Raw genomic sequence first — 1,801 nt, forward strand, 5'->3', positions numbered from 1 at the left:
ATAGGAATGTCCGGATAAAACATATTGTACTGCTTCTAGTTTTATTTCTTTACAATATAATTCTTTGCCCATAATATACACCTCCAAAATCTCAACTATGTATGTCCAACTTTTGGGGTGCATATCATTTTTTCCGGGCGTGCATTTTACCCTTGGAATGCCAAAAAATTGTGCTACGAGAGCCTGCCGTCGTACATGATCGACAACTCTCCATAAACTCTGCCCCAGTTTCTAAGCGGCATCGTCCACTTTTTTGTGGCTTCAAATGTCGCTAAATGAAGTGCTTTCAAAAGTGCCGTATCGCTCGGAAATACGCTTCTTTGACTGTTTAATCTACGAAGACTGCTATTAAGGCTTTCTATGGCATTGGTTGTATAAATTACCTTGCGAACATCCGCTGAAAACTTAAACATGGGAGAAATTACATCCCAATTCTCGTCCCAGCGTTTCATGGCATTGGGGTATCTGTCCTGCCATTTTTCCGTGACTTTCAGCATTATTTCATATCCTTTTTCTTCATTCGGAGCATGGTAAATACTCTTTAAATCATTAGCAAATGCTTTTTTGTCCTTTTCTGCCACATGCTTTAATGTATTACGCACTTGATGCACAATACAACGCTGATACTCCGTTTGAGGATATGCGGCAGTAATACTTTCCTTTATCCCGGTAAGTCCATCTGCGCATAATATCAGAATATCCTCAACTCCACGGTTCTTAAGGTCATTCAGTACACCAAGCCAGTATTTTGAACTTTCATTTTCGCCAATGATTATACTTAAAACTTCCTTGCGACCTTCATCGTTAATGCCAAGAATTATATATGCAGCTATCTTTTTTACGATATGCTCATCACGAACAGAAAAATGAATTGCATCAATGAATACAATCGGATATACAGCTGATAGCGGTCTGTTCTGCCATTCCTCAATTTGGGGCAGTATCTTGTTTGTAACACTTGTTACCATGCTTTCACTAACTTCAAAGCCGTAAATATCTTCAATCATAGATGAGATTTGTCTTGTTGTCATGCCTTTGGCTGACATAGCAATGATTTTGCGCTCAATCTCCGATATATCCTTTTTCCGTTTTTGCACAATTTGAGGTTCAAAATCCCCGTCACGATCCTGTGGAACATTGATTGGTATTTCACCATAAGTACTACGCAATATCTTCGGCTTTGTACCATTTCTGTAATCAGAATTGTCGCTGCGTTCATATTCCTCATAACCCAAATGTTCATCCAGCTCAGCTTCCATCATTTCTTGAATCGTGCCGCCGAGCAAATCCTTTAGAGCTTCTTGAATATCCTCTGCAGTTTTGATGTCATATTCTTCAATCAAACCTGCTATGATATTTCTTTTTCCTTCACTTAATCTTGACCGTTTTCTTCTTCCCATAACTAAAATCCTCCTACGATATATTTTTATTCTATCATAGAAGGATTCAATTTTACAGACTTTTTCTAATACCCTCGCCGAAAAAAGAGGCATTCACAGGGTTCATGAAGAATGCCTCTTTTCGGCTTTGGCACTGAATTTAAAGCGGTTGGTTAAAGCGCTTACGGAAGCCCTAAATCCATATTTTGCGATAATATAGGCGTGTATATGCCTTCAAATTTATGTATTAGGGACCGTTTAAACTCATAAAATACGCACTTTGTCAACAGGTCCTTTTGGATCAACGCTAAAAAAGTAGACACAAAGATGCAATATATGATATAATAAAAAAGACACAAAAAAGGAGAGATACTATGGGTACAAACAATTATACAAAATATGACGAAGATTTTAAAAAATCA

General features: G+C 37.8%; 1 protein-coding gene. It reads right to left on the minus strand.

What is annotated here, in order from left to right:
• Positions 1–173: 173 nt before the first annotated feature.
• Positions 174–1,400 carry an IS256 family transposase gene (locus tag INF28_RS12655; RefSeq protein WP_226393812.1) on the minus strand — a complete coding sequence of 409 codons (1,227 nt, stop codon included), beginning with the start codon at positions 1,398–1,400 and terminating at the stop codon, positions 174–176.
• Between the last annotated feature and the right edge of the window lie 401 nt (positions 1,401–1,801).

The organism is Ructibacterium gallinarum, from assembly GCF_014982785.1.
Classification (GTDB): Bacteria; Bacillota; Clostridia; order Monoglobales; family Monoglobaceae; genus Ructibacterium; species Ructibacterium gallinarum.

Excerpts from the sequence above, each read along its gene's own strand:
- INF28_RS12655 (WP_226393812.1), bottom strand. The coding sequence starts at position 1,400 with ATGGGAAGAAGAAAACGGTCAAGATTAAGTGAAGGAAAAAGAAATATC.